Origin of the sequence: Staphylococcus argenteus, assembly GCF_000236925.1 — a bacterium.
GTDB lineage: Bacteria > Bacillota > Bacilli > Staphylococcales > Staphylococcaceae > Staphylococcus > Staphylococcus argenteus.
This window is the reverse complement of the sequence record NC_016941.1, coordinates 2,613,264-2,633,798: the sequence shown is the minus strand read 5'-3', so window position 1 is coordinate 2,633,798 and position 20,535 is coordinate 2,613,264. Positions and strand designations below refer to the sequence as shown.

The window sequence follows — 20,535 nt, the reverse complement described above, 5'->3', positions numbered from 1 at the left end:
TAATTGATTGTCATATAAAAATAAAAACGGTAATTTCTATCTCAACATTAGAAATTACCGTTTTTTCGTGCACCTATAGCATTGTTTTAAATATCTATTGTTGTTATTGTCGCTGTTCGAGTTTGATTTTAATCTTCAGAACTAGAAGGTTGTTCTGGAATTGGGAAATATTTAAAAATTTCACCACTTTCAATTGCTTCAGTCAATTGATCTAACCATTCATAGTACACATGTGTATGATCAAGTTGAGCTTTAATTTTTTGAACTTCTTGTGCTTCAGATTCCGTCAAATCACTACTTTCAAGTAGCGGATTTATAATTGCCTGTGCATCTTTTACTGCTTCAACGTTGATATCTATTTCACGTTGGAATTTTTTAGTGAAAAAATTTCTGAAGAAGATAAAAAAGTCTTTTTCTGCAATAAAATGTTGTTTTCGACTACCTCTTGTGAATTGTTGTTTAACAATATCAAATTCTTGTAGTTTTTTAACGCCAGCACTCATGCTCGGTTTACTCATTTGCAATTGATGACGCATTTCATCAAGCGTCATACTGCCTTCAAACACCATAGTGCCATACAAGTTACCTACACTTCGATTCGTGCCATACAAATCCATTGTCTGTCCAATTGAATTAATTACAATATCTTTTGCTTGTTCTAATTGTTGCTGATTGTTCTGAGAACGAGTCATCATTGCACCTCCATGCATCGTTTTGGTCATTTGTCACTCTAAAATAAATACTAATACATTATAAGACCTTTTATAAAAAAAGACATTAAAAATATTTAAAGTGTTAAAGTTAAACGTTTCGTTAATTAAAAATCTAACAAACTTACAAAACTAAATTCATTAATTGTTTTGCAAATTGACACAATTTTCATTTCTATGCTAACATAAGTTTGTAAAATTCGTTAAATAAAAATTTAACAAACTTAACGGAGGTTGTTGAATGGAACTTTTAAAACATTTATCTCAGCGTCAATACATTGATGGTGAGTGGGTTGAAAGCGCGAATAATAATACAAGAGATATTATCAATCCTTATAATCAAGAAGTGATATTTACAGTTTCTGAAGGGACTAAAGACGATGCTGAACGTGCTATTTTAGCAGCGAGACGTGCATTTGAGTCTGGAGAATGGTCACAAGAAACTGCTGAAACGAGAGGTAAGAAAGTACGTGCTATCGCAGATAAAATTAAAGAACATCGCGAAGAATTAGCACGCTTAGAAACATTAGATACTGGAAAGACGTTAGAGGAATCATATGCAGATATGGATGATATTCATAATGTATTCATGTATTTTGCTGGCTTAGCAGATAAAGACGGCGGCGAAATCATAGATTCACCAATTCCAGATACAGAAAGTAAAATTGTTAAGGAACCAGTTGGTGTGGTAACACAAATCACACCATGGAACTATCCATTATTACAAGCGTCATGGAAAATTGCGCCAGCACTTGCTACGGGTTGTTCACTAGTTATGAAGCCAAGTGAAATTACACCTTTAACAACGATACGTGTTTTTGAATTAATGGAAGAAGTTGGATTCCCTAAAGGTACAATTAATCTTATTTTAGGTGCTGGTTCTGAAGTCGGTGATGTGATGTCAGGTCATAAAGAAGTTGATCTTGTATCATTTACAGGTGGCATTGAAACTGGTAAGCATATTATGAAAAATGCTGCTAACAATGTTACGAATATTGCCTTGGAGCTTGGCGGTAAAAATCCAAACATAATCTTTGATGATGCTGACTTTGACTTGGCGGTAGACCAAGCATTAAATGGTGGATATTTCCATGCCGGACAAGTTTGTTCAGCAGGATCAAGAATATTAGTACAGAACAACATTAAAGATAAATTTGAAGAAGCGCTTATTGATCGAGTGAAGAAAATCAAATTAGGCAATGGTTTTGATGCTGATACTGAAATGGGACCAGTCATTTCAACAGAACATCGTAATAAGATTGAATCTTATATGGAAGTAGCTAAATCAGAGGGTGCGACAATTGCAGTCGGTGGCAAGCGTCCAAATAGAGATGATTTGAAAGCTGGTTTATTCTTTGAACCTACTGTCATTACAAACTGTGATACATCAATGCGCATAGTACAAGAAGAAGTTTTTGGTCCAGTAGTAACTGTAGAAGGGTTTGACACTGAAGAAGAAGCAATTCGATTAGCAAATGATTCTATATACGGATTAGCAGGTGCTGTATTTTCTAAAGATATTGGAAAGGCACAACGTGTTGCAAATAGATTAAAACTTGGAACAGTTTGGATTAATGATTTCCATCCATACTTTGCACAAGCGCCATGGGGCGGATATAAACAATCAGGTATCGGTAGAGAATTAGGTAAAGAAGGCTTAGAAGAGTACTTAGTTTCAAAGCACATTTTAACAAATACAAATCCGCAATTAATAAATTGGTTTAGTAAATAAAACTAGATAAGGTGAGTGCCATTGTAAGAACACAAGACACTCACTTTATTATGTATAAGTGGCGAGATATTGATTGGTAATTTGGACTCAGACTGAAAGTGAACAATAGATTATTTCAAAAATTCAAATGACAGTAGTCATATAAAAACTAATATTGTCAGTTAAGTAAAAATAGAGATTCAATGATAACTAATCAGCCACTAACAAATAGTTCATGCAATACTCACTTTGAAATACAACAAACTTTGGAGGTCATAACGATGAGCAATAAAAACAAATCATATGATTATGTCATCATTGGAGGCGGTAGTGCAGGTTCTGTACTTGGTAACCGTCTAAGTGAAGATAAAGATAAAGAAGTCTTAGTATTAGAAGCGGGTCGCAGTGATTATTTTTGGGATTTATTTATTCAAATGCCAGCTGCGTTAATGTTCCCTTCAGGAAATAAATTTTACGATTGGATTTATTCAACAGACGAAGAACCACATATGGGTGGTCGTAAGGTGGCACATGCTCGAGGTAAAGTTTTAGGCGGATCAAGTTCAATTAATGGCATGATTTACCAACGTGGTAATCCAATGGACTATGAAGGTTGGGCTGAGCCAGAAGGTATGGAAACTTGGGACTTTGCACACTGTTTGCCTTATTTTAAAAAATTAGAAAAAACATACGGCGCAGCACCTTATGATAAATTTAGAGGCCATGATGGTCCAATCAAGTTAAAACGAGGACCAGCAACAAATCCATTATTCCAATCGTTCTTTGATGCAGGTGTAGAAGCGGGTTATCATAAGACGCCTGATGTGAATGGATTTAGACAAGAAGGATTCGGACCTTTTGATAGTCAAGTTCACCGTGGTCGTCGTATGTCGGCTTCAAGAGCATATTTGCATCCAGCAATGAAACGTAAAAACTTAACAGTTGAAACACGTGCTTTTGTCACGGAGATTCATTACGAAGGTAGAAGAGCAACAGGTGTGACATATAAGAAAAATGGAAAATTGCATACTATTGATGCTAATGAAGTCATCTTGTCTGGTGGAGCATTCAATACGCCACAATTACTACAATTATCAGGTATCGGGGATTCAGAATTCTTGAAGTCAAAAGGTATTGAACCACGTGTTCATTTACCAGGTGTAGGTGAAAACTTTGAAGATCACTTAGAAGTATATATTCAACATAAATGTAAGGAACCTGTATCGTTACAACCAAGCTTAGATATTAAACGTATGCCATTTATTGGTTTGCAATGGATTTTTACACGTACAGGTGCAGCAGCATCTAATCATTTTGAAGGTGGCGGATTCGTTCGTTCAAATAACGAAGTTGACTATCCTAACTTAATGTTCCATTTCTTACCTATAGCAGTAAGATATGATGGTCAAAAGGCAGCAGTTGCACATGGTTATCAAGTCCACGTAGGTCCGATGTATTCAAATTCTCGTGGTAGCTTAAAAATTAAATCTAAAGATCCTTTTGAAAAGCCGAGTATCCGTTTTAATTATTTATCAACGGAAGAAGATAAAAAAGAATGGGTAGAAGCTATTCGTGTAGCAAGAAACATTCTATCTCAAAAAGCTATGGATCCATTTAATGGGGGAGAAATTTCACCAGGACCAGAAGTTCAAACAGATGAAGAAATTCTTGATTGGGTCCGTCGAGATGGAGAAACAGCATTACACCCATCTTGTAGTGCTAAAATGGGACCTGCTTCAGATCCAATGGCAGTTGTGGACCCATTAACAATGAAAGTTCACGGTATGGAAAATTTACGTGTAGTAGATGCATCAGCTATGCCGCGCACAACTAACGGTAACATCCATGCACCAGTGTTGATGTTAGCTGAAAAAGCTGCGGACATTATACGTGGAAGAAAACCTTTAGAACCTCAATATGTGGATTATTATAAACATGGTGTTCATGATGAAAATGAAGGGGCAATCGAAGTAAAACCGTATGCTAAATAATCAAATATTTGTGTAATATCTATAGCCTGGCACATGTTGTAATAGTGCCAGGCTTATTAAATAGAGAAATTGAGTATTGAAAATTAAAGCATTACATTATGCAGCAATCAGAAATATAGGGAAATAAGTGATAATAACCATAATTAGACTAGACTACAAAGTGTTTAAAGTATGAATAACTATAAAAAGTTCACTAAATAGACATTTAAATGTGTTTTCTTGGAAGCTTTCGTGGTAGGATTTATATAAGTAAATGGAGAGAAGGAATACTATGAGCTTTTACGAATATATACAAACTTTTAAAGATGATAAAACACCATTAGGCGAATTAGCGATTTGGATAAAAGAAGATGAATCATTTCCAAAACAAGAAAAGCTAACAGAAAATATTTTGTCTTATTTTCATCAAACGTCCAATTTAGATCATGAGTTTTTAGAAATTGTTAAAAGATCTCTTTCTCTGTATGATCAATTAAAATCATAAACCGATAATATGATGTTAGCTATATATAAATACGAAAGCCGATAATTCTTAATAAAGGAGTTAGCGGCTATTTTTACGCAGAATAATAGTTGTTTTCATGGAATTAAGTCGAAAATTTAACCGATTGATACAGGAAAATTGTTGGAAATAGTGTGAATAAATTTAAAATTACTGCAGTTCGTTCTAATATAGCATCACTTGTTTACACAAAGATTTATCACTTAAAGTGAGTGCGCAGTATGATTGCTTTTTTTAAAATAAGGGAATAAATGACTAGTAGTGAAGATAAAAATATTAAGAAATGAAGGCGTAAGTGATGAAATTATATGACGCATATAGAGCGTATTTAATAGAAGAATTGGATGACGGTATTACAATACAAAAAAATAATGACATAGCCTATTATGATGTCTTGGAGGAAATCAATGATTTATCAAATGATACGTTATGCGTATTAAATCATCTATATATTAACAAAGGTCAAGAAGATGCATTTGAACAAAAATTTTTACAACGTACTAAACATTTGCAACATGTTAATGGATTTAAAGCGTTACGGTTTTTAAGGCCAAGAATGGCTGGTCGACATTATATTATTATTACGCTTTGGAAAGATAGACAATCATTTTATAATTGGCAAAATTCAACCGAGTATCAACAGACGCACAAGCATCGTGGAACGTCAAAAGGTGCTGATGTTAAGATAGTTAATCGTGAATTATCTTACAATATTCGCATTGAATTAGCTGAAAGTATTTAAAAGAAAACGCATATCAGAAAGATTTTAAATGTCCTTGAAAGTTGCCGAAAGTCATATAGTACTTTTAAGGACATAAATATTTAACTCTATTTAATTGAAAATTCTGTAAAGATAGGCGTATGATATACATAATTCATTTATAAAATAACAGCGTTCATTACAGGAAAAGTGGATGTATGATATGAAAGGAAGTTAGTTATGCAAAAGTCAGATTTATTTGCGCCGGAGAAATATAATATTATTTCAGAAATCGAAAAATACAGTCATATACCTGATAAAAAAGCCATTCTTTATCATAATACTGAAGGCGAAGATATAACGGTAACTTACCAGCAATTAATTGAACAAGCCAATAAAGTAGGAAATGTACTTGCATCTCATGGTTTATCGAAAGGCGATAAAGTATTAATCATGATGCCACGTTCTATAGCAACGTATGAATTATATATTGCTGCTTTAAAATTAGGCGTTGCAATCATTCCATGTTCTGAAATGTTAAGAACCAAAGATTTACAATACCGTATTACACACGGTGAAATTAATGCAGTCATTGCATTAGAACCTTTTACGGTTGAATTTGAAAAAATTAAAGAATATGAGACGTTAACTAAATTTGCTATCGCTGGTCAAAAAGATGGCTGGATTTCACTCGAATCTGAGAAGGAAAATGCAAGTAATCAATTAGAAATAGCTGATACGACGCGAGACGATACAGCAATTTTATCTTATACCTCTGGCACAACTGGAAATCCTAAAGCAGTGACACATTGTCATGGATGGGGATTTGCACACTTACAAATGGCGCCCAAACATTGGCTATGTATTAATGAAGATGATTTAGTATGGGCTACAGCAGCACCAGGATGGCAAAAATGGGTTTGGAGTCCATTTTTATCTGTGTTAGGTTCTGGGGCAACAGCTTTTGTTTTCAATGGAAGATTTAGTCCTGAAACATATTTAGAATTGCTTCAAAAATATCAAATTAACGTATTATGTTGCACACCGACGGAGTATCGTATGATGGCAAAGCTACAGAATTTAAATGACTATGATTTAACACATTTACATAGTGCAGTTTCTGCAGGTGAACCGCTAAATAGAGAAGTAGTAGAACAATTTAAGAAACATTTTGATTTAACCGTAAGGGATGGTTATGGTCAAACAGAAAGTACATTGTTAATCGGTTTTTTAAAAGATACACCACAAAGAAGCGGATCGATGGGGAAAGGCATTCCAGGGAGTTTTGTAACAGTAGTAGACGATGAAGGTAATGATGTTCCAGCTAATACGAAGGGGAATATTGCAGTCCCACTTGATTTGCCTGCACTTTTCAAAGGCTATTACAAAGAGCCAGAGCGCACAGCGAAAGCACAAGCGGGGAAATACTATATAACAGGTGATTTAGCTCATGTAGATGATGATGGCTATTTCTGGTTTGAAGGTCGTCGAGATGACATTATCATCAGTTCAGGCTATACAATTGGGCCTTTTGAAGTTGAAGATGCTTTAACCAACCATCCTGCTGTAAAAGAATGCGCAGTAGTAGCTAAACCACATGATATTCGTGGTAATATCGTTAAAGCATTTGTTATTTTACAGAATCATGTTACAGGTGATGATGCACTCATTAAAGAGTTACAACAATTCGTAAAAAATGAAGTAGCACCATATAAATATCCAAGAGAAATCGAATTCGTTGACGATTTACCAAAAACAAATTCAGGTAAAATTCGTCGTGTTGAGCTACGAGATGCTGAAATAAAAAAATGGCAACAACAAAAAGATAGCAAATAATAAACATAGCAAAGCAGTCCAATGCGTTAGGTATGATGATACGCAATGGACTGCTTGTTTAGTTATGGTGTTCTTTTTCGTCGAGTGATAAATATTAAAATAACTTTAGAAATAAGTGCAATTAGTATTAAGAACGAGAAAATATAAGATATTAAACCTTGAATCTCCCAGTTTAATAAAAAGTCATAACCATCACCGATATTAAATTTAAACTCAGTATGTGTCAGAATGATAACTACAATACCTACAAGCGCAAGATTCAAAATAAATTTCAATATTAAAGGTAATTGAAGTGATTTTCTTAGATGCATATATTGAATCTCCTTTTTATGATTGATTTTACACTTATATTGTATCAAAATAGGTATATGTTTAAAATGCTGTGTGTCGGGAGTAAAATGGAAATGGTAGTTAGCGATTTATTACCAAATAATTATGATTGATTTGATATTTATCTTTTATGAATAAAAGATTTAATATATTGCAAAGTTAATGAATAATTATAATTTACATTTACCACTGCTTGCTTTAACATATATATGTAAGCATTAACTATAGCATTTTGTTACAGCGTATCAATTGAAACAGGAAGTTATTTATGGCGTTGATATTTTATAGAGATATGTCAGTTTTATGTAACTTTCATATTGATGATACACATTTACAATTTTTGGAGAGGTGAAACCAATGGCTAAGTCTAATAGTAAAGACATCGTTTTAATTGGAGCCGGTGTACTTAGCACAACATTCGGTTCAATGTTAAAAGAAATTGAGCCAGACTGGAATATCCACGTTTACGAACGCTTGGATCGTCCTGCAATCGAAAGTTCAAACGAAAGAAATAATGCTGGTACGGGTCATGCAGCATTATGTGAATTGAACTACACTGTTTTACAACCTGATGGTTCTATCGACATCGAAAAAGCTAAAGTGATTAACGAAGAGTTTGAGATTTCAAAACAATTCTGGGGTCACTTAGTAAAAAGCGGTAGCATCGAGAACCCAAGAGAATTTATCAATCCATTACCACATATCAGTTATGTTAGAGGTAAAAACAATGTTAAATTCTTAAAAGATCGTTACGAAGCGATGAAAGCATTCCCTATGTTCGATAATATCGAATATACAGAAGACATCGAAGTAATGAAAAAATGGATTCCATTGATGATGAAAGGCCGTGAAGATAATCCTGGTATTATGGCGGCAAGTAAAATTGACGAAGGTACAGATGTAAACTTCGGTGAATTAACACGTAAAATGGCTAAAAGCATTGAAAAGCATCCAAATGCAACAGTGCAATTTAACCATGAAGTTGTTGATTTCGAACAATTATCAAATGGACAATGGGAAGTTACTGTTAAAAATCGCCTAACTGGTGACAAATTCAAACAAGTAACTGACTACGTATTCATCGGTGCTGGCGGTGGAGCGATTCCATTATTACAAAAAACAGGTATCCCTGAAAGTAAACATTTAGGTGGATTCCCTATCAGTGGACAATTCTTAGCTTGTACAAACCCACAAGTTATTGAACAACACGATGCCAAAGTTTATGGTAAAGAGCCACCTGGTACACCACCAATGACAGTACCTCACTTAGATACGCGTTACATTGATGGTCAAAGAACATTGCTATTTGGACCATTTGCCAATGTTGGACCTAAATTCTTGAAAAACGGTTCTAACTTAGATTTATTCAAATCTGTTAAAACATACAACATTACAACTTTATTAGCAGCAGCAGTTAAAAACTTACCTTTAATTAAATATTCATTTGACCAAGTGATTATGACAAAAGAAGGTTGTATGAACCACTTACGTACATTCTACCCAGAAGCACGTAATGAAGATTGGCAATTATACACTGCTGGTAAACGTGTTCAAGTTATCAAGGATACTCCTGAACACGGTAAAGGATTCATTCAATTCGGTACAGAAGTGGTTAACTCACAAGACCATACTGTAATCGCATTATTAGGTGAATCACCTGGGGCTTCAACTTCAGTTTCAGTTGCGTTAGAAGTATTAGAACGTAACTTCCCTGAATACAAAACTGAATGGGCACCTAAAATTAAGAAAATGATTCCATCATACGGTGAATCATTAATTGAAGACGAAAAATTAATGAGAAAAATCCGTAAACAAACTTCAAAAGACTTAGAATTAGGTTATTACGAAAACTAAATTCTAATAGTTATATTTAAAATCGGGCAACTGAGAAATCTTAAAGATTTTTCAGCTGTCCGATTTTTTTCGCGTCATCTATAATACGTACGGTAAATTCATGTTAATCAAAAAAGACTCATACACAATGCCTTTAAAGCACATGTATGAGTCTTATCTATTAGTTTAAATTTTTGATGTAAAAGTTAGTTTTTGTTTACAGAAGCATCGTAAATAGATTCTACAGCATCACCTAAAGCTTTGTCGAATTCTTCTTTAGATTGATCAGCTCTTAAATCACTAGCTAAAGCACGTGAGAAGCTTGCGATAAGTTCATCGTTATCTTTAAGTAATTCATTAGCTTTTTCTCTGCTGTAACCGCCTGATAATACAACGACACGAACAACATTAGGATGTTCAGCTAAGTCTTTGTATAAGTTTGGTTCAGTAGGAATTGTTAATTTTAACATTACTAATTGATCAGCATTTAAGCTATCTAAACCTTTTTTAAGTTCAGCTTTTAATACTTTTTCAATTTCAGCTTTGTCTTTTGCATTAATATTAACTTCTGGTTCGATGATTGGAACTAAACCTTTAGCAATAATTTGTTTCGCGACTTCAAATTGTTGCTCAACAACGTCTTTGATACCTTGTTCATTTAATTCTAAAATGTTAGAACGCATTTTTGTACCAAAAATGTGACGCTCGTTTGCACGATCTAATAAACCGTCTAAGTTGTCGATAGGTTTCATTAATTGAACACCATTTTGCTCTTCAGCAAGACCTTTGTCTACTTTTAAGAACGGGACAACACCTTTATCAGCTAAGTAATCAGCAGTGTATTTGCCTTCTACTTCGCGATCCATTGTTTGTTCGAAAAGAATCGCACCTAAAATTTTATCAGGTGAGAATGAAGGTGAAGTTACCACACGTGTACGCATATCGTGAACAAGTTGGAACATTTCGTCTTCATTGCTATATTGATCTTCGTTTACACCGTATTCTTTAAGTGCTTTTGGTGTACTACCACCACTTTGGTCTAATGCGGCAATAAAGCCTTTTCCATTTTTCATTTTTTCTAATTGCTCTTTATTCATACTTTCCACTCCTTAACTTTTCAATACACCTCCAGTATGATAAAAATGAGAACATTTCTCAAGTCATAAACCTTGAAAAATGTATAAAATGTGAAAAATAATTGTCAGTTTAATTAAAAATATTATTTTATTCTGGATATGCTAAACATCATTAGCAGCATAAAACAGATATGCGAGATTATCCATCCAATAAATTCAATACTATTAAATTGGAACATTGGTCGCTGTGCAATGAAAATTAAGAAAGGATATAAAGTGATAAATATGAAAAATAATAGTACATAGCTCCAATAATAAAATCTTTTAAAGAAATGAAATAACAGCACAAAAATGATATAGATAACAATGCCGATTATTAAGTGACACATCAATTCCAAGATAAATGGTGTATTTTCAGGTGCAATTAAAAAATCTAAATTTAATAATAAATCTTCTATATGCGTTTGAGCATTTAACATATCAAACAACTTGGTTATCCATAACAAAATGACTGATATGACTATCGCAGCTGTAAAATGAAAAATAATCTTTAAATACATTCACGACACCTCAAAAGTAAAATTGAAATATATTCTTTGTATTCCCTAATTAAATAGTGAATATCCAAATTGATAATTGGAATTATACAATTCGCAATTATCAGAATATATTTACAAATCTGAATTTTATTAGTATATTGGATAGTATTCAAAATGGCATGACAGTATTTAAATGAAATTGTGAGTCGAATTTTATGATCGATTTTAGATTGCTGGTTTTACGAATAATTACTGTCATTGGGAGGGAATGTAAGATGAGTAAAGTACATCAATTAATCCAAGAGGACGAGCATTATTTTGCGAAATCTGGACGTATTAAATATTACCCATTAGTTATTGATCACGGTTACGGAGCAACATTGGTTGATGTTGAGGGGAAAACGTATATCGATTTGTTGTCTAGCGCGAGTTCTCAAAATGTAGGTCATGCACCCAAAGAAGTGACAGAAGCGATAAAAGCACAGGTAGATAAATTTATACATTATACACCAGCATATATGTACCATGAACCTTTAGTACGTTTAGCTAAAAAGCTTTGTGAAATTGCACCAGGAGCTTTTGAAAAAAGAGTAACATTTGGTTTAACTGGATCAGATGCAAATGATGGTATTATTAAATTTGCTAGAGCATATACTGGTCGCCCATATATTATTAGCTTTACGAATGCATATCATGGTTCAACCTTTGGTGCATTATCTATGTCAGCGATTAGTTTAAATATGCGTAAACATTATGGGCCACTACTGAATGGTTTTTATCATATTCCTTTTCCTGATAATTATCGTGGCATGTATGAACAGCCGAAAGCCAATACTATAGAAGAATATTTAGCACCTTTAAAAGAAATGTTTGCGAAATATGTACCCGCTGAAGAAGTTGCATGTATTGTTATTGAAACGATACAAGGTGATGGCGGACTTTTAGAACCAGTTCCAGGTTACTTTGAAGCGTTAGAACAGATTTGTCGTGAGCATGGTATTTTAATGGCAGTAGATGATATTCAACAAGGTTTTGGACGAACGGGTGCATGGAGTTCTGTATCACACTTTAATTTTACGCCAGATTTAATTACATTTGGAAAGTCTTTAGCAGGTGGTATGCCTATGTCAGCAATTGTTGGACGCAAAGAGATTATGAACTGTTTGGAAGCACCTGCACATTTATTTACAACAGGTGCCAATCCGGTTAGTTGTGAAGCTGCATTAGCAACAATTAAAATGATTGAAGATCAATCTCTTCTCCAAGCTAGTGCTGATAAAGGAGCATATGTAAGGCAAAGAATGAATCAATGGGTATCTCAATACAATAGTGTAGGGGATGTAAGAGGTAAAGGTCTCACAATAGGAATTGATATCGTTTCTGACAAAATACTCAAAACACGCGATGCCAGTGCAGCACTTAAAATTTGTAATTATTGCTTTGAACACGGAGTAGTCATTATTGCTGTAGCTGGAAATGTGTTGCGATTCCAACCACCACTTGTTATAACATATGAACAATTAGATACAGCTTTGGATACTTTAGAAGATGCACTGATTGCTTTAGAAAAAGGGGACCTAGATCAATATGATATTGCAGGGCAAGGATGGTAATTGTTAATACTTTAAAATAAAAAATCATTTCCACATCTCAATGTGTCATTCAGATGGGAAATGATTTTTTGTTTTATTTTGGTGGGTGATATTCTTCTACATCATTTTTCTTAGAGTGTCTAAATCCATAGCTTAAATATAGAATAATACCAACAATGAACCAAATTAAAGTATATAATTTTGCTTCGAAACCTAATCCCCAAAATACAAGCAATACTAAGACAAATGTTACTGCTGGTAATACAGGATATAAAGGTAATTTAAATGCAGGAATTGGTAAATCTTTACCTTCACGTTTTCTTAAACGATACATTGCTAATGATACAAACATAAATGCGACTAATGTACCTGCTGAAATTAGTTGTGCTAAGAAAGCGAATGGGAACATTGACCCAATTAAAACGCCAATAATTGTTAATACAATAAGTGCACGATTTGGCAAATGTTTGTCATTTAAATGACTTAACCATGAAGGTAATAAGCCATCTCGACCAAATGAATATAATAAGCGCGAACCAGCTAACATCATACCAATTAACGCTGTAAACATACCGATAACTGAGATAGCTTGAACAATAGCAGCTATAACGCCATGTCCACTTTGACGTAATGCCCAACCCACAGGCTCAGCATTGTTTGCATATTGTGAGTAATGGAACATACCTACTAACACAAGGGCAACGGCGATAAATAATACAATAGCAATACCTAATGAGCCAAGGATACCTCTAGGCATAGTCTTTTGTGGATTAAGTGCCTCTGCTGAGTTCGCAGCGATAGAATCGAAACCGATATATGCTAAGAAAATCATTGAAACACCTGCATAAATACCTTGCCAACCACCAAAGTCACCTGTAGCAGTAACTTTATGTTCTGGAATAAATGGAACATAGTTACTTGCATTAATAGCTGTTAAACCAACAATAACAAATAAAATAATAGCTAATACTTTCAAAATAACTAAAATGTTTTCCATACGTGCTGCTTCTGACATACCGCGTGATAGTAACAGTGCAGTCAATAAAATAACGATAGCAGCAATAATATCGATAAAACCGCCATTCGTACCAAATGGATTTGATAAAGCTGCTGGCAACTCAATACCTATTGGTTTAACCAATCCTCTTAAATTCGCTGAAAATCCAGAAGCTACAAAGGCAACGGCAATAAAGTATTCAGCTAATAAAGCCCAACCGGCAACCCAACCGAAAAACTCCCCAAATAACACGTTAACCCAAGAATACGCTGAACCCGCAAATGGCATAGCAGCTGCCATTTCAGCATAAGTAAAAGCAACTAAGCCAGCTACAATAGCCGCAAGTAAAAATGATAAGGCAACGGCTGGACCTGCGTGTTCCGCAGCGACGATACCGGGTAATGTAAAGATAGATGTTGATACAATCGTGCCCACACCTAAGGCTAAGAAATCACGTACACGCAAAGTACGTTGTAAATGACCATCTTTATTTTGATAGATGGTCGGATCCTCTTTTCGTGCTATTTTATTGAAAAAACTTCCCATAAACTTACCTCCCAAACATTCATAAACAATTCTATACGGTGTTTTTTAATATGTTATATCATAGCACAAATAATTAATATTTTGTCTAAAAATTCTGAAAAATCACAACTTTATGTTACAGATTAATGACTTGCTTTGATAACGCCCATAGATTTTTTAAATGATAGAATTGATTATAGCAGAAATTATATGAATAAGTACTACTTTTTGCTAATTTTCTAACAATTTTGTATATTACATGATACTTTTTTGAATCGCCCTAGTAATAGTGTTCAATCAATAGGTAGATAAAGTATATAAATGATAGAAAAAGATTTCTTTGACCGCGAAAACATTTTTGAAATATGATGTGGAATGAGGGTTGGATTGATATAACTTGATAAGTAATTTAAGTCGATAAACCATACTTTTTAAAACAAAAAAATTAGTAAGTATAATAGTTTGAAAATGCTTATATATAGCGACATAATGCAACTTTCGGATGCTAAAAATTGTCACAAATTTCAAATTACGTGCAAAACCTTGAAATATCAATATTTATTGGCGTTAGAGTGTAAATTGACTCCGCTTACATCTCAGTTTTATGTTTGTAATTTGGTAGCATAATATTATAATAAAATAAAATTGTTAATCTTTAATTTCAGTATAGATATTTTTACGTGTAGTCACGTGTAAAATAAATTCAATTAGGTTAGGAGACATAATTATGAAAACATTTGGTAAAAAGGTTGTATTAATCGGAGACGGATCTGTAGGATCAAGCTATGCCTTTGCAATGGTTACGCAAGGTGTTGCAGATGAATTTGTAATTATTGACATTGCAAAAGATAAAGTAAAAGCAGATGTTCAAGATTTAAACCATGGTACAGTCCACAGTCCTTCACCAGTTGATGTGAAAGCAGGTGAATACGAAGACTGTAAAGATGCGGACTTAGTAGTTATTACTGCTGGGGCACCTCAAAAACCAGGTGAAACACGTTTACAATTAGTTGAAAAGAATACAAAGATTATGAAGAGTATTGTTAAAAGTGTAATGGATAGTGGTTTCGATGGTTACTTCTTAATCGCAGCAAACCCAGTCGATATTTTAACAAGATTTGTAAAAGAATATACTGGATTACCAGCAGAGCGTGTTATCGGTTCAGGTACTGTATTGGACAGTGCACGTTTACAATATTTAATTAGCCAAGAACTTGGTGTTGCACCTTCAAGTGTTGACGCTAGTATTATTGGTGAGCATGGTGATACTGAACTTGCAGTATGGTCACAAGCAAACGTAGCAGGTATCTCAGTATATGACACATTAAAAGAACAAACAGGTAGTGAAGCTAAAGCGGAAGAAATTTATGTAAATACACGTGACGCTGCTTACGAAATTATCCAAGCTAAAGGTTCAACATACTATGGTATTGCTTTAGCATTAATGCGTATTTCAAAAGCCATTTTAAATAATGAAAATAATGTCTTAAATGTTTCTATTCAATTAGATGGTCAATATGGTGGTCACAAAGGTGTATACTTAGGTGTACCAACATTAGTTAACCAACACGGCGCTGTTAAAATTTATGAAATGCCATTAAATGCTGAAGAACAAGCATTGTTCGATAAATCAGTTAAAACATTAGAAGATACATTCGATTCAATTAAATACCTATTAGAAGACTAATACAGCTTTAATTCTTAAAAATAGATATGTTAGTGTTAAGTGAATCTATCAAAGTTGCAGTAATCTGTTACATTGATAGGTTCATTTTTTGTACAGTCATTGATAGTGAGAATACTTTTGGCGTAAAATAATAAATGAATAAAGTATCATGACTCATAAAATGTTAATGACACGAAGCAAAATGTCGAGATGTAATTGACTATATAGGATTGGGATAATACACGAGATACATTTTAGATCATGACGACTAGTAATACTATATGGGAGATGGTTTTCGAATGACAAATGTCTTGTATCAGCATGGCACATTAGGCACATTAATGGCTGGTCTACTAGAGGGAACTGCGACAATTAATGAAGTATTAGAACATGGGAATTTAGGAATCGCAACGTTAACTGGTTCTGATGGAGAAGTGATTTTTCTAGATGGAAAGGCATATCATGCCAATGAACACAAACAGTTTATAGAATTAACAGGTGATGAGAAAGTACCGTATGCATCAATCACTAATTTTAAAGCGAGTAAAACTTTTTCATTGCAACAACTGTCACAAGAAGATGTGTTTGCACAGATTAAAAATGAAATGTTGAGTGACAATTTATTTTCAGCTGTAAAAATTTATGGGACATTTAAACATATGCATGTACGAATGATGCCTGCACAACAACCGCCATATACACGTTTGATTGATTCAGCTCGCAGACAGCCAGAAGAAATAAGACAGAATATTCGTGGTACCATCGTTGGATTTTTCACACCAGAATTATTTCATGGTATAGGATCTGCTGGGTTCCATATTCATTTTGCGGATGATAATAGAAGTTATGGTGGACATGTGCTTGACTTTGAAGTGGATGATGTCGTCATTGAAATTCAAAACTTTGAAACTTTCCAGCAACATTTCCCGGTAAATAATGAGACATTTGTTAAAACAAAAATTGATTACAAAGATGTGGCAGAAGAAATTAGAGAAGCTGAATAATCCAATAAATATCATAAGAAGACCTTAACGATATTTAGAACGAAATGTTTTAAATGCATCGTTAAGGTTTTTAATATGTGCGTGTGTTTAAAGTTGTTGTTGATACGCTTTTAAAAAGCTGTAAATGGTATCTAAGTAAGGCGTATCAAGTTTGTGTGCTCGTGCACGTCGATAAATAAATCCTTGAATTGCTTCAACTTCAAGAGGCTGGTGGTGCATAATATCATAATACATGCTCGTACCCATTTCGTCTGGATAACCTTGATATATGGACATAATGGTATCAACGGTTTGCTCTGAAAAGTCTAAACCTTCAGCCTGTGCAACTCGACAACCATCTTCAAGTAATTGTCTACATAACATACGTATTTCAGGATTATGCATAATTGCGACAGTCTGTCTGCCTAGTGCTGTGATTGAATTAATGCCTAAGTTTACTAACAATTTATACCAAATGGCTTGTTGTATATTTGCTTCCAATACAACATCTATATGACTATTTTGAACTAGATCTTTAAATTGACGAGTTAAAGCAGTATCTTGTAGACGTATTTGATAATCTCTAAAATGCGTAACAACATCGTCTTTCTTTTGACCACTTATGTAAACAACTGCTTGGTATACGTGTTTATATGGAATACGTTCTAATTGACCATTCCCATTTTGAGCTAAAATGATGAGCGTATTCTCATGTGCAAGGCGTTTTAAATGAGGAATAACATCAGAGAGTTGATGTGTTTTTACAGCGATAATGATTACATCGAATACATTTGTTATATCGTCATAACCCATTACAGTAATGTCTTGTGCCGGTGCATGTGGTACAGTATAATATGTTAATGTTTTGGCGTGTTTCCCGATAAGCGTTGCATTAGACATTGATTGTTGCAATTCGTAAGCAATTGTTGAACCAACAGCGCCTGGACCGATAATCGCGACTGATAACATCTTCTTCTTTCCTTTCTATAAAAGATTAATTATACTATTTCTAATAATACTGCAAAAAGAGGTTGAATAACATTGAAAACAGTAAGTCAATTAATAGATATGAAACAAAAGCAAACTAAAATTTCTATGGTAACAGCTTATGATTTTCCAAGTGCCAAACAAGTTGAAGCAGCAAGTATAGATATGATTCTTGTTGGCGATTCATTAGGTATGACAGTATTGGGCTATGAAAGCACGGTACAAGTAACATTAGCTGATATGATTCATCACGGTCGCGCAGTAAGAAGAGGTGCACCAAATACATTTATAGTTGTTGATATGCCAATTGGTGCAGTAGGTATCTCTATGACTCAAGATTTAAATAATGCATTAAGACTTTATCAAGAGACAAATGCAAATGCGATTAAAGCAGAAGGTGCACATATTACTCCGTTTATTGAGAAAGCAACGGCAATTGGTATTCCAGTTGTTGCACATCTAGGTCTAACACCTCAAAGTGTTGGTGTTATGGGCTATAAACTACAAGGTACAACGAAAGCAGCAGCAGAGCAGCTTATTGTAGATGCTAAAAATGTAGAACAAGCTGGTGCGGTTGCATTAGTTCTTGAAGCAATTCCAAATGATTTAGCTGAAGAAATTAGTAAGCACTTAACAATTCCAGTCATTGGTATTGGTGCAGGCAAAGGCACAGATGGTCAAGTATTGGTTTATCATGACATGTTAAATTATGGTGTTGAACATAAAGCGAAATTTGTGAAGCAATTTTCTGATTTCAGTGTTGGTGTGGAAGGTTTAAAACAATACGATCAAGAAGTTAAATCTGGTGCATTTCCGTCAGAAGCATACACATATAAAAAGAAAATTATGAATGAGGTTAATGACAATGACTAAGCTGATTACTACGGTAAAAGAGATGCAACACATTGTTAAAGCAGCCAAGCGCTCAGGCACAACGATTGGCTTTATCCCAACAATGGGTGCCTTACATGATGGACATTTAACGATGGTTCGCGAATCAGTTAGTACAAATGATATTACAGTTGTGAGTGTATTTGTTAATCCATTACAATTTGGTCCTAACGAAGATTTTGACGCGTATCCCAGACAAATTGATAAAGACTTGGAATTAGTATCAGAAGTAGGTGCGGACATTGTTTTTCATCCTACAGTGGAAGATATGTATCCAGGTGAATTAGGTATTGATGTCAAAGTAGGTCCATTAGCTGATGTGTTAGAAGGTGCGAAGCGTCCAGGGCATTTTGATGGGGTGGTAACAGTAGTTAATAAGCTATTTAATATTGTTATGCCGGATTATGCTTATTTTGGAAAAAAAGATGCCCAGCAATTGGCGATTGTCGAGCAAATGGTAAAAGACTTCAATCATGCCGTTGAAATTATTGGTATTGATATCGTTCGAGAAGCAGATGGTTTGGCGAAAAGTTCAAGAAATGTTTATTTAACTGAGCAAGAACGACAAGAAGCGGTACATTTAAGTAAAAGTTTGCAATTAGCACAAGCGTTGTATCAAGACGGTGAACGTCAAAGTAAAGTAATTATAGACAAGGTTACTCAATATCTTGAATCACATATAAGTGGACGCATTGAAGAAGTTGCTGTTTATAGTTATCCTCAATTAGTAGAACAACACGAAATAACTGGACGCATTTTTATCTCGTTAGCAGTTAAATTTTCAAAAGCACGTTTAATAGATAATATAATAATTGGAGCTGAATAAAGTGATAAGAACAATGATGAATGCTAAAATTCATAGAGCAAGAGTGACTGAGTCGAATTTAAATTATGTAGGTAGCATAACGATTGATTCAGATATATTGGACGCGGTAGACATCTTGCCTAATGAAAAAGTAGCCATCGTGAATAATAATAATGGTGCACGTTTTGAAACATACGTAATAGCTGGCGAAAGAGGTAGTGGTAAAATTTGTTTGAATGGTGCAGCATCAAGACTTGTTGAAGTAGGCGACGTAGTCATAATCATGACTTATGCACAGTTGAATGAAGAAGAAATTAAACACCATGCACCTAAAGTAGCAGTAATGAATGAAGACAATGTCATTATTGAAATGATTCACGAAAAAGAAAATACGATAGTGTTATAAAATTAAATAGCATAAGTTAGAAACCTCTAGTAGATAACAATGTAGTTATCCATTAGGGGTTTTTATTTTTATGTCTATCTGATTAGCATAAGAGAAGCATATGTATTATTGTTGCACTTTTATCAGTGTTTAATAATGTACATATTTAAAAAGAAATAAGTTTTCGAATGGATTTTCTAAAACAGTATGCAGAATTTATTTGGTAGAAAATAGAATTCCTAACTTAGCAACATAATTTATAGTCATGTTATTTAGTATTCATGAAGTGGAAAAAATTGAATTGATATCAATTGTATAATAAAATTATATTAAATAGATAAAGCGTATACAGCCAAACTCTATTACAATATTCCGAATGGGTATAAATATTACTCTTTATACGACGAAAAAAATAGATGGATGGGTTACTTTAATAGCAATGATATTAAGGTAGTAAAATAGGAAAGGATGAATAA

General features: G+C 33.9%; 17 protein-coding genes and 2 pseudogenes. 13 read left to right on the top strand and 6 right to left on the bottom strand.

Annotation, left to right across the window (positions count from 1 at the left end; translation table 11 throughout):
• Nucleotides 1-128: 128 nt before the first annotated feature.
• Nucleotides 129-692 (bottom strand): choline uptake/conversion transcriptional regulator CudC, encoded by a 564-nt coding sequence (cudC, locus tag SAMSHR1132_RS12875; protein WP_000198606.1) that lies wholly within the window; start codon nucleotides 690-692, stop codon nucleotides 129-131.
• A 259-nt stretch (nucleotides 693-951) separates the two neighbouring features.
• Here cudC and betB point away from each other — a divergent pair, with 259 nt between their 5' ends.
• The 5 genes from betB to mbcS all read left to right on the top strand — a co-directional run bounded on the left by betB (nucleotide 952) and on the right by mbcS (nucleotide 7,450).
• The gene (gene betB / locus SAMSHR1132_RS12870) at nucleotides 952-2,442 is read left to right on the top strand and encodes a betaine-aldehyde dehydrogenase (RefSeq protein WP_000421710.1); all 1,491 of its coding nucleotides are present in this window, start codon (nucleotides 952-954) and stop codon (nucleotides 2,440-2,442) included.
• Between the two features lie 260 nt (nucleotides 2,443-2,702).
• Nucleotides 2,703-4,412 carry a choline dehydrogenase gene (gene betA / locus SAMSHR1132_RS12865; protein WP_000066522.1) on the top strand — a complete coding sequence of 570 codons (1,710 nt, stop codon included), beginning with the start codon at nucleotides 2,703-2,705 and terminating at the stop codon, nucleotides 4,410-4,412.
• Nucleotides 4,413-4,683: 271 nt separating this feature from the next.
• Entirely contained in the window at nucleotides 4,684-4,896 is a 213-nt protein-coding gene (locus tag SAMSHR1132_RS12860) for a sterile alpha motif-like domain-containing protein (protein ID WP_000011689.1), read from the top strand.
• A gap of 316 nt (nucleotides 4,897-5,212) precedes the next feature.
• Complete coding sequence (locus SAMSHR1132_RS12855; RefSeq protein ID WP_000780656.1) at nucleotides 5,213-5,656, top strand: antibiotic biosynthesis monooxygenase family protein; 444 nt, start codon at nucleotides 5,213-5,215, stop codon at nucleotides 5,654-5,656.
• Between the two features lie 198 nt (nucleotides 5,657-5,854).
• Complete coding sequence (gene mbcS / locus SAMSHR1132_RS12850) at nucleotides 5,855-7,450, top strand: acyl-CoA synthetase MbcS (RefSeq protein ID WP_001172353.1); 1,596 nt, start codon at nucleotides 5,855-5,857, stop codon at nucleotides 7,448-7,450.
• Between the two features lie 62 nt (nucleotides 7,451-7,512).
• Here the strand turns inward: mbcS and SAMSHR1132_RS12845 are convergent.
• Nucleotides 7,513-7,850 (bottom strand): annotated as a pseudogene (locus SAMSHR1132_RS12845) (hypothetical protein).
• 287 nt (nucleotides 7,851-8,137) lie between these two features.
• On the opposite strand from SAMSHR1132_RS12845, the gene lqo reads away from it, so the two are divergent.
• Nucleotides 8,138-9,634 carry an L-lactate dehydrogenase (quinone) gene (lqo, locus tag SAMSHR1132_RS12840; RefSeq protein WP_001130053.1) on the top strand — a complete coding sequence of 499 codons (1,497 nt, stop codon included), beginning with the start codon at nucleotides 8,138-8,140 and terminating at the stop codon, nucleotides 9,632-9,634.
• Nucleotides 9,635-9,819: 185 nt separating this feature from the next.
• Here lqo and SAMSHR1132_RS12835 read toward each other — a convergent pair whose 3' ends face one another.
• Nucleotides 9,820-10,710, bottom strand: coding sequence for a fructose bisphosphate aldolase (locus SAMSHR1132_RS12835; protein WP_001031401.1), 891 nt, complete (start codon nucleotides 10,708-10,710; stop codon nucleotides 9,820-9,822).
• 122 nt (nucleotides 10,711-10,832) lie between these two features.
• Nucleotides 10,833-11,249, bottom strand: coding sequence for a hypothetical protein (locus SAMSHR1132_RS14390; RefSeq protein ID WP_000280977.1), 417 nt, complete (start codon nucleotides 11,247-11,249; stop codon nucleotides 10,833-10,835).
• Nucleotides 11,250-11,503: 254 nt separating this feature from the next.
• On the opposite strand from SAMSHR1132_RS14390, the gene SAMSHR1132_RS12825 reads away from it, so the two are divergent.
• Nucleotides 11,504-12,841: an aspartate aminotransferase family protein gene (locus SAMSHR1132_RS12825; RefSeq protein ID WP_000048710.1), complete on the top strand. Its 1,338-nt coding sequence runs from the start codon at nucleotides 11,504-11,506 to the stop codon at nucleotides 12,839-12,841.
• Between the two features lie 73 nt (nucleotides 12,842-12,914).
• Here the strand turns inward: SAMSHR1132_RS12825 and SAMSHR1132_RS12820 are convergent, their stop codons facing one another.
• Complete coding sequence (locus tag SAMSHR1132_RS12820) at nucleotides 12,915-14,363, bottom strand: APC family permease (protein ID WP_000534437.1); 1,449 nt, start codon at nucleotides 14,361-14,363, stop codon at nucleotides 12,915-12,917.
• A gap of 706 nt (nucleotides 14,364-15,069) precedes the next feature.
• Here SAMSHR1132_RS12820 and SAMSHR1132_RS12810 point away from each other — a divergent pair.
• A complete protein-coding gene (locus SAMSHR1132_RS12810) occupies nucleotides 15,070-16,029 on the top strand; it encodes an L-lactate dehydrogenase (protein ID WP_000846635.1) in 960 nt (319 codons plus the stop codon).
• Nucleotides 16,030-16,307: 278 nt separating this feature from the next.
• Nucleotides 16,308-17,012, top strand: coding sequence for an acetolactate decarboxylase (budA, locus tag SAMSHR1132_RS12805; RefSeq protein WP_000186131.1), 705 nt, complete (start codon nucleotides 16,308-16,310; stop codon nucleotides 17,010-17,012).
• Nucleotides 17,013-17,099: 87 nt separating this feature from the next.
• Here budA and SAMSHR1132_RS12800 read toward each other — a convergent pair whose 3' ends face one another.
• Nucleotides 17,100-17,960: an oxidoreductase gene (locus tag SAMSHR1132_RS12800; RefSeq protein WP_000953551.1), complete on the bottom strand. Its 861-nt coding sequence runs from the start codon at nucleotides 17,958-17,960 to the stop codon at nucleotides 17,100-17,102.
• 72 nt (nucleotides 17,961-18,032) lie between these two features.
• On the opposite strand from SAMSHR1132_RS12800, the gene panB reads away from it, so the two are divergent.
• From panB to SAMSHR1132_RS14500, 4 genes and pseudogenes are all read left to right on the top strand, one after another.
• Complete coding sequence (gene panB, locus SAMSHR1132_RS12795) at nucleotides 18,033-18,851, top strand: 3-methyl-2-oxobutanoate hydroxymethyltransferase (RefSeq protein ID WP_000860052.1); 819 nt, start codon at nucleotides 18,033-18,035, stop codon at nucleotides 18,849-18,851.
• A complete protein-coding gene (gene panC, locus SAMSHR1132_RS12790) occupies nucleotides 18,844-19,695 on the top strand; it encodes a pantoate--beta-alanine ligase (RefSeq protein WP_000163748.1) in 852 nt (283 codons plus the stop codon). The genes panB and panC overlap by 8 nt, the downstream gene beginning before the upstream one ends.
• A gap of 1 nt (nucleotide 19,696) precedes the next feature.
• A complete protein-coding gene (gene panD / locus SAMSHR1132_RS12785) occupies nucleotides 19,697-20,080 on the top strand; it encodes an aspartate 1-decarboxylase (protein WP_000621528.1) in 384 nt (127 codons plus the stop codon).
• Between the two features lie 315 nt (nucleotides 20,081-20,395).
• A pseudogene (locus SAMSHR1132_RS14500) lies at nucleotides 20,396-20,521 on the top strand (trypsin-like serine peptidase); the annotation flags it as partial.
• Nucleotides 20,522-20,535 lie beyond the last annotated feature (14 nt).